The sequence below is a fragment of the Corynebacterium sp. HMSC076C10 genome (assembly GCF_001812455.1).
GTDB classification, from domain to species: domain Bacteria; phylum Actinomycetota; class Actinomycetes; order Mycobacteriales; family Mycobacteriaceae; genus Corynebacterium; species Corynebacterium jeikeium_D.
The window spans coordinates 109,867-117,950 of sequence record NZ_KV809090.1 but is presented as its reverse complement, the minus strand read 5'-3'; the positions used below and the strand labels follow the sequence as shown (position 1 = coordinate 117,950).

At 58.4% G+C, this 8,084-nt stretch carries 8 protein-coding genes and 1 tRNA gene; 6 read left to right on the top strand and 3 right to left on the bottom strand.

The genetic code is table 11. From position 1 onward, the window contains the following. Nucleotides 1-105 precede the first annotated feature (105 nt). A tRNA-Thr gene (locus tag HMPREF2857_RS01580) sits at nt 106-181 on the bottom strand. 359 nt (nt 182-540) lie between these two features. Between HMPREF2857_RS01580 and HMPREF2857_RS01575 the strand changes: the two genes are divergently transcribed. From HMPREF2857_RS01575 to HMPREF2857_RS01565, 3 genes are all read left to right on the top strand, one after another. Continuing rightward, complete coding sequence (locus tag HMPREF2857_RS01575) at nt 541-2,169, top strand: threonine/serine exporter ThrE (RefSeq protein WP_070603950.1); 1,629 nt, start codon at nt 541-543, stop codon at nt 2,167-2,169. Nucleotides 2,170-2,446: 277 nt separating this feature from the next. Then, the gene (locus tag HMPREF2857_RS01570; RefSeq protein ID WP_070595473.1) at nt 2,447-2,824 is read left to right on the top strand and encodes a hypothetical protein; all 378 of its coding nucleotides are present in this window, start codon (nt 2,447-2,449) and stop codon (nt 2,822-2,824) included. Between the two features lie 14 nt (nt 2,825-2,838). Further along, nucleotides 2,839-3,315 carry an META domain-containing protein gene (locus HMPREF2857_RS01565; RefSeq protein ID WP_070642356.1) on the top strand — a complete coding sequence of 159 codons (477 nt, stop codon included), beginning with the start codon at nt 2,839-2,841 and terminating at the stop codon, nt 3,313-3,315. Here HMPREF2857_RS01565 and HMPREF2857_RS01560 read toward each other — a convergent pair. Then, complete coding sequence (locus tag HMPREF2857_RS01560; RefSeq protein WP_049189568.1) at nt 3,297-3,920, bottom strand: flavin reductase family protein; 624 nt, start codon at nt 3,918-3,920, stop codon at nt 3,297-3,299. The two genes, HMPREF2857_RS01565 and HMPREF2857_RS01560, sit on opposite strands and share 19 nt — an antisense overlap. Nucleotides 3,921-4,023: 103 nt before the next feature. Then, on the bottom strand, nt 4,024-5,130 hold the full coding sequence (locus tag HMPREF2857_RS01555; RefSeq protein ID WP_070439686.1) for a LacI family DNA-binding transcriptional regulator: 1,107 nt from the start codon (nt 5,128-5,130) through the stop codon (nt 4,024-4,026). A gap of 317 nt (nt 5,131-5,447) precedes the next feature. On the opposite strand from HMPREF2857_RS01555, the gene HMPREF2857_RS01550 reads away from it, so the two are divergent. Genes HMPREF2857_RS01550 through HMPREF2857_RS01540 form a run of 3 tightly spaced genes read left to right on the top strand, consistent with a single transcriptional unit; the run spans nt 5,448 to nt 8,013 of the window. Further along, a complete protein-coding gene (locus HMPREF2857_RS01550) occupies nt 5,448-6,458 on the top strand; it encodes a metal ABC transporter solute-binding protein, Zn/Mn family (RefSeq protein ID WP_070642353.1) in 1,011 nt (336 codons plus the stop codon). A gap of 2 nt (nt 6,459-6,460) precedes the next feature. Next, nucleotides 6,461-7,141 (top strand): metal ABC transporter ATP-binding protein, encoded by a 681-nt coding sequence (locus HMPREF2857_RS01545; RefSeq protein ID WP_016421445.1) that lies wholly within the window; start codon nt 6,461-6,463, stop codon nt 7,139-7,141. Next, complete coding sequence (locus HMPREF2857_RS01540; protein ID WP_070642350.1) at nt 7,141-8,013, top strand: metal ABC transporter permease; 873 nt, start codon at nt 7,141-7,143, stop codon at nt 8,011-8,013. Before HMPREF2857_RS01545 ends, HMPREF2857_RS01540 begins: the two co-directional genes overlap by 1 nt. The last annotated feature ends 71 nt before the right edge of the window (nt 8,014-8,084 follow it).

Below are 8,084 nucleotides of genomic sequence, written 5' to 3'. Positions count from 1 at the left end.
GCCCGGAAAAGACACACTTTTCTTTACTTAACCCGCCCCCCCTCCAAAAGCCCACCCCCTAAAACCAAAGAACCCCAGGCCAGAAAACTTCCTGACCTGGGGTTTTGGAGCCGGAAACGGGACTCGAACCCGTAACCTACTGATTACAAATCAGTTGCGCTACCAATTGCGCCATCCCGGCAACTTTAAAGCGACCCTTTTGGCGTTAGCCGTCGCTGGCTCGAAAGAATCAGAGTCAACCTGAGAATCGAACTCAGCTGTGCCGCTGACAGGCGATTGTACAGGTTGGCAAGCAGAAGTTAAAAACGACACCACAGGAAAACTGCAACCGCACTTCTTGAACACTTTTCTAAACGCTAAAAGCCCCGCTCAGATAGGCAAATTCACCGCCTCAAAAACGAATTGAGATTCTCGGTCACTGACGGGTAGTGTGACTATCGCTAAATCACTGGGGCTATGTTTCTGCAACGTCTCCGCATCGCGTCTTTGCAGCATCACTGCAATGCACCCCAGGCAGTATCGGGGAAAGGAAGTGTCGACATGTCATTCGCTAGTGACAGCAATTCCAACGCCGGAGAAAACTCCGCTGCGAAGAATGATCTCTACGACGCTGAAGCCACTGTCTCTTACGACGACACTCCGCAGACCCAGTTTCCTGCAATCGAAGATCAGTCCACCTTCAAGCAGCGCGTGATTGATTTCGTTTCCGGCCCAACGGCAACTGTCGACCTAGTGCACTCGACTACTACCCCGCTGCCGCTGGCACCGATCGATTATTCCGACCCGAGTCAGGTCACGGCCGTACTCGATCTCGCTGCTCGCATCGGCGGGCTATTGCTGGCATGTGGCTCGGGCAACCGCGATACCGAGCTACAAATTAAGGCCGTGACCTCAGCCTATGGCCTCACCCAAATCCAAGTCGATATCACGTTGACCTCCGTGACGGTCTACCACCTCATCGGCGCGCGCCGTACCCCTATTACCGCGATGCGCGTTGTCACCGCACCAGTGCCCGACTTCGAGCGCTTGCGTCACACCGACCGTGTCATCCGCCGAATTCGCGCGGGCCACCTGAGCTTGGAGGAGGCTATTGAGGCTATCGACAAGGTCGAGCGTGAGCCCGCAAAATACCGCCTCCGCGTCATCTACACTGGCTGGGCATTGCTGGCTTCATCTGTGACAGTGCTGCTCGGCTCGAGTTTCGAGGTCGCCCTTATCGCGGCTGCGGTCACACTGGCCATCGTCATCGTGATTGGTGAACTCGCTGCCCGCGAGTTGCCCACATTCTTTCAGAATGCAGTCGGCGGTCTCATTGCCACGCTCTCCGCTGCTGTGCTCAATGCGGCGCAGGCGTATCTCCCCTTTGAGATGCAGCCATCCAGGCTGATCGCCTCGGGAATTATCGTGATGCTCGCCGGCCTAACCCTCGTGCAAGCACTGCAAGACGGCATCACCGGCGCACCTGTGACTGGCTCCGCGCGCTTCTTCGACACCATGTTGTTGACCGGCGGAATCGTCGCTGGCATCGCAATGGGCATCGAGTTTTCCGGAATGCTGGGCATTCCGCTTCCCGACGTCATCGCGGGTTCTGACCTCAACCTGGCACAGGCGACAGTGAGGGTGATAGCGGGAACTACCGCCTCAATCGCATTTGCGTTGGCCTCGAATGCTGGGTTCACCGCGCTGTCGGTGTCCGGAACAGTCGCCCTGCTGGGATCGATGACCTACTACTACGTGTTGACTCCGCTGGGAGTTCATCCGGTGACCAGCGCAGGCGCGGCAGCAACGCTGATTGGTCTCATCGGTGGCCTGCTGGCACGACGTTGGTCCATCCCGCCGCTGATTACGGCAGTGGCAGGCGTAACCCCGCTGCTTCCGGGTATGACGATCTACCGCGGTATGCACGCACTGCTGCACGACCACCCGACCAAGGGGTTTACGGCGCTAGCCTCAGCGCTAGGCATTGCGACGGCACTAGCTGCGGGTATTGTCCTCGGTGAATGGATGGCGCGCAGGCTCCGTCGCCCTCGCGCACTGCGCGAAGACAGTGGCCTGACCCGTCCAATCCGGGCCGGTATGCGTCGCATCCGTCCTGTGAATCCGCGGAACAAGCCTCGCCGTCCACGCAACTACCGCTTCAAGGGCGGTATGAACCCGCGTGTGGACTAGCCATTCCGCGGGGCAGCCACTGCTCAATCCGCGGGACAGCCGCTGCGTGGACTAGCCGTATCCATGGGAGCATTATCCACACCGCGCGACCTATCAACAACGTGGTAGAATAAGGTTTTTGAATTGTAAGTAGCGCTTAAAGCTGAAACTGCGTCATCACAATCCCATTCCTTCTCCGCTGAACTCGGTTGAGCTCAGTGCCGGGAGCATGTGGCGAGATGGCTGGCAGAAGTAGGTGTATGGGGCGCAATTAAGGCCATGCTTGCCAGGAGGATTCGTGCCACCGAAGGTCACAGACACTCGCACTGCTCAGAACGAGGCTCTTCACAAGGTCGAAGAAAAGACCGCTGCTGGCGCACGGCGAATTGTGGCTACCTTCGCCGAGGACTTCTACGATGCCGTCACTCTGATGTGCATGCTCGGAGTGGAGAAGGAAGGCCTGAGCTTCAAGAAGGTTCACGAGGAGTACGAGAAGGAAAACGCTCCGAAGACCGCAAAGCGCACACGCAAGTCCACTAAGAAGACTGCGAAGAAGTCGACCAAGAAGGCCGCAAAGAAGACCACTCGTAAGACGGCGAAGAAGGCTGCCAAGAAGGCCGCTAAGAAGACGACGAGGAAGGCTGCTAAGAAGACAACCAAGAAGGCAGCTAACTAACGGGGTCACGCAGCATGGGTCTGAGCGGGAAAAAGGCGGTTGCCGCAGTAGCTGTCGTTGCGGCAGTGTCCATGACGGCTACCGCATGCCAGGCAAAGCCGGCAGCGGAGATCGTCGGCAAGCAATGGCAGATTACCGCGATTTTTGATGACCCAAACCTGCCCCACGGTGTGCCGGACGGAACTCAGGCACCGACTATTACGCTGGGGCAAACAACGTATACCTTCGCTGATTCCTGTGGCAACGGCTCTGGTTCGCTGCAGTGGAAGGGCGAGGCGGTCGAATTCGGCACCCCGGAGCAGACTCGCAGTTTGGACTGCTCAGACCAGGCGCAGACCTATTCGGAGCGCTTCCACAAGATTATTGCGGGCGAATTCGTCTACACGCAGGACAACAATGGTCTGCGCATGCGAGAGATGAAAGACACCAAGCCAGGCGAGGATCGCCGTGGCTGGACTGCGACAACCTCGGGTTACACAGAGGGGCGCTGACGCCACTTCTGATCAACAGGCGCATCGGTGCCGGGGTGAGAAACCCGTGCGTAAGAACCGCGGTGGTAAATGAGCGGATTGATTTCTTCACGCTTGCCGATAGCCACAATATCCGCCGTCACAATCCAGTGATCGCCGCCTTCGTAAACATCGACGACGGTGCAATCAATCCACACGGAGCAGCCGTGCAATAAAGGGTTGCCCAGCTCAGAGCGGGTCCACTTCCCCGTCTTGAACTTTTCGCCATTACTGCGGCCGAAGGCTGCCGAGATATCCTCCTGATCCTCGGCCAACACATTGACGGAGAAGCGTCCAGCGTTCCGTATATGCGGCCAAGACCGCGAGGTCTTCATGACAGTAAACAGAACCATCGGTGGAGTGAGACTCAGCGAGGAAAAAGACTGGCAGGCGAAACCGTACGCTTCGCCTTCATCCTCGGTGGCGATAATGGTCACGCCTGTGGTGAACTCACTCATCGCGCCACGGATAGACATTTCATCCAATTCGACGGGGCCGCCAAGTTCGACATGGTCGTCGCGGGTAGCTTCCGGACTATTGAGAGCCGCAGCTGATTGGTCGGTGCTCGAATTTGTTGAATCTGTCATGTAATAGACCTTAATCTGAATCCGAACACAGTAAAGACGAGGTGGGGTTTACCACCCCAAGAGCCCCCGATAGCGCCACGATGTTGTTACCCTCGTCGGCCCGCTACCCGGCTGACGGTGCCGACGGCGCTGCGGTTGTCGATCCAACGACAAACTCAGTCTCCAACAAGACGCGAGGAGCGCGACCGCTGTCCTCGCGTGCGGCCTCAAGCTCCTCGGCCAGCGCGCGGCCGACGGCAATGCCCTTCTGCCTATTCGGCTGAATTACAGTGGTCAGCTTGTGGAAGAGGGCGCGCTCGATTCCGTCAAAGCCTGTGATGGACAGGTCCTCCGGAACACGAATTCCGTTCTCCTTGGCATATTCCAAGACCGCAATTGCCTGAGTATCCGTGGTACAGACCACCGCCGTGAGATCCGGGTTGTCGGTCAGCAGCTGGCGAGCCGCATCGCGGTTATTCTCGCGGTCATTGAGGTGACGCTCGATGATAGGCACATCTGCCTGCTGAATACCGGCCTCGGCAAGCGCTTCCAGCGCACCTTCGACGCGGTTCTTCTGCACCTGGTGATGAGCTTCTGCCAGCCGCTTCTCCGTGACATATCCCGAGTTCGGGGTACGCGACAATCGCACTGACAAGATTCCCACCTTGCGATGTCCCAGTTCAGTCAGGTGTCGCACCGCGGGCTTGATGGCCTCACGGTCATCGATGCCCACAAACGGTAGAGCCACCGCATCTGCAGGCTGGTCGCACACGACCGTCGGCAAGCCACGGGCGCGCACGGCAGCGAGGAACGGGTCGTTGTCCGCGACGGAGTAGACCACGAAACCGTCGACCACCGCTTGCCGAATCAGATTGAGATCTACGTCCCCGCCCTCCTCGGAGGAAGCTGGAATGACCAACATGGAGTCGCCCATTTCGCCGAGCTCCTCTGCGAGGCCGGCGAGAAAATCCACCGACGCAGGGTCTTCAAAAGCGAACGGGAGGTGCTCGGTGAACAGCACGCCGATGGCGCCAACCCGGCGCATGCGCAGACCGCGAGCCATTGGGTCCGGCCCGGGATAGCCAAGCCGCTCCGCAGTTTCCAAGATGTGCTCCCGCAACTTCTCCGAGAGCTGGTCAGGGCGGTTGTACGCGTTGGACACAGTCGTGCGTGAGACCCCAAGTTCTGCAGCGATGGAAGCCAAGGTGCCACGACGACGCCGACTTTGCACGGAATACCGACCCTTCTTGAAAAACCAACAGCGACTGCCCGCTCAGATATCTTCGTCCAGCTACCTCAGGTAGAAAACCTCGATTTTATGGAAAAGAACTACAACGAGCATCACACGCATCTAATCGCGGACAACTTTACCCAACGAATGTGCGCGACTGTCATTTCGGCCACTCCGGCAGAGGCCCGCCTTGTGACTGGGTCTCCGCAGCCCCTACTATGTTCTTTGAACTAAAAGACAACTGTTTTCAATAGCGGTTGATGCTCAGGAGCTGAATAAAAGGAATAATTCAGCCCGCAACAGGATTGGATACATATATGAAGGCACGCTTTTCCACGCGCATCGCGGCGCTAGTCGCCAGCGCCGGCCTCGTCGCAGGTCTCGGCGCATGCGCCAGCAATGATGACAGCGCTACGTCCGCGGGCAAGTCCGAAGACACCATTAAGGTGGTCACCTCCACCAAGGTCTGGGCAGACGTCGCCGACGCAGTCACCGACGACGAGAAGGTCTCCATCGACCCGATTATCGCGTCCAACGACATCGACCCTCACTCCTACGAACCGGCCGCAGCCGACATGGCAAAGGTAGAGGACGCCGATATTCTCGTCGCAGGTGGCGGGCATTACGACGCATGGCTGACCTCCTCTCTGCGTGACGCAAAGGACAAGGTCATCATCTCTGCGCTGCCGCAGGAAGAAGGCCATGACCACGAACATGACCATGATCACGAGGGCCACGACGACCATGATCACGAGGGCCACGAGCACGACCATGAAGGCCACGAGCATGATGGCGAAGGTCACGACGACCACGAAGGCCACGAGCACCACCACCATGACGGCGAAGCCAACGAACACGTCTGGTACGACACCGATGCGGTTGAAGAAACTGCAGAGCAGCTCGCCGAAGCTCTGACCAAGCTGGGCGCCAAGGCCGACACCAAGGCCGTCGATAAGGAAATCAAGGACATCGAAGAGGCCAAGAGCAAGCTCAAGGCCGCTAAGGTTGCTCAGGTTCACCCGCTGGCCGATGACATCCTGAAGGACACGAAGGTCGAGGACATCACCCCGAAGGGCTACCGTCAGTCCACACTGAATGAGTCCGAGCCGTCGGCAAGCGATGTCAATGAAATGCTGAAGCTGATTGAGTCCGGCGAGTTGGACTACCTCATCGACGCACCGCAGACCCACGACCAGGTCTCGCAGCGACTCGTCGAGGCTGCCAAGGCAAAGGGCGTTAAAATCGTCGATGTTTTTGAGTCGCCGAGCGCTGACCAGTCGTTCTTTGACCTCTACAAGAAAACCCTTTCCGATATGGAGTCCGCATAACTTTGCCCTCACTGACTTTTACTGACGCAGCCGTCGAGCCGCTGTGGTCCGGTCTCAATTTGAATATCGAGCCCGGCGAGTTCTTGGCCATCCTGGGCCCCAATGGCGTCGGCAAATCCACGCTGCTGACCGCTGCCCTTGGCATGCGCCAGCTGACTCACGGTTCAGTAAAAGTCGACGGGAACCTCGGCTACATTCCACAGCAGCGGATGTTCGAGCCCTCACTGCCCATTCGGGTTCGCGACCTCGTCGAGTTGGCGGCCGGCAAGAACCGCTCCGCCACCGACGAAATGCTGGACTTTGTCGGCGCGGGCGGTATTGCAGGCCGTCGCGTCGGCACGCTCTCTGGCGGTCAGCAGCAGCTTGTCCGTCAGGCGCAGGCGCTCGTTTCGGCACCAGATTTTTTGCTTTGCGACGAGCCTCTGCTCTCCCTCGACCCTGCGGCGCAACGGACCACGGTCGAGCGCCTGGACCGGCATCGGAGGGAAAACGACACGGCAGTCGTCTTCGTCACCCACGACATCAACCCCATCCTGGGCGTCTGTGACCGGGTGCTCTACCTGACGCCGCATGGACATGCGGTCGGATCGGTCGAGGAAATCATCACTTCAGAGACGCTCTCGGAGCTCTACCAAACCAACATTGCGGTTGCCCGTGTCGAGGGAAAGCTGGTTATCGTCTAATGACCCTACTGACTCAGTATTTCTCCGACACCGCTGCTCTGCTCCAAGTCGGGTTCGTCCACAATGCTCTCATCGCGGCAGCTCTACTCGGGCTAATCTCCGGCATCATTTCGCCACTGATTGTCATGCGACAGATGAGTTTCACGGTCCACGGCACCAGCGAGCTGGCACTTATGGGTGCATCCGCGGCCCTACTACTTGGTGTCAGTGTCAGCAGCGGTGCCATTATCGGTTCGGTGCTCATCGCAATAGTCCTGGCGGCACTGTCGCTTCGAGGGCGCCAAGATGCGGTCGTGGGCGTGGTCTTGAGCTTCGGCATGGGCTTATCGGTGCTGTTTATCCACCTCTACCCCGGCCGGACAAGTACCGCGTTTTCACTTCTCACCGGCCAAATCATTGGTCTGACTGACACTTCTCTATGGACGATGGCCATCGTCGCGGTCATCGTCGTCGGCGGCGTTGCCTGGAAATGGCGGCCGCTTCTATTCGCCTCCGCCGACCCCATCATGGCCGCCGCCTGTGGTGTCAACGTGAAGGCGCTATCGATTTACTTCGCGATTCTCACCGGTCTCGTCGCCGCCCAGGGCGTACAGATTGTCGGCTCTCTGCTCGTCATCGCCCTCATCATCACCCCTGGTGCTGCGGCCGCATTCGTCACCGCCTCTCCTGTAAAGGCCATCATCCTGTCGACCATCTTCGCCGAGGTCGCGGCCGTCGGCGGCATTGTTCTCTCACTCGCACCGGGCATCCCGGTCAGCGTTCTAGTGACGACAATCGCGTTTGTCATCTACCTGATCTGCTACGCCATCGAAACGGTGCAATCGCGCAAGGCAACGCGTGACGACGTCCAGGCTGCCAAGTGGAGCAAATAGACACACACGCTTTTCGGAGTGGCTTTTAAAACAACAAAAACATCGGGCAGCCCCTCGAGTGACGATTGCGG

Bases quoted from the DNA above. Each gene is read 5' to 3' on its own strand.
- HMPREF2857_RS01575 (WP_070603950.1), top strand. From the start codon at position 541: ATGTCATTCGCTAGTGACAGCAATTCCAACGCCGGAGAAAACTCCGCT.
- HMPREF2857_RS01565 (WP_070642356.1), top strand. From the start codon at position 2,839: ATGGGTCTGAGCGGGAAAAAGGCGGTTGCCGCAGTAGCTGTCGTTGCG.
- HMPREF2857_RS01560 (WP_049189568.1), bottom strand. From the start codon at position 3,920: ATGACAGATTCAACAAATTCGAGCACCGACCAATCAGCTGCGGCTCTC.
- HMPREF2857_RS01550 (WP_070642353.1), top strand. From the start codon at position 5,448: ATGAAGGCACGCTTTTCCACGCGCATCGCGGCGCTAGTCGCCAGCGCC.
- HMPREF2857_RS01540 (WP_070642350.1), top strand. From the start codon at position 7,141: ATGACCCTACTGACTCAGTATTTCTCCGACACCGCTGCTCTGCTCCAA.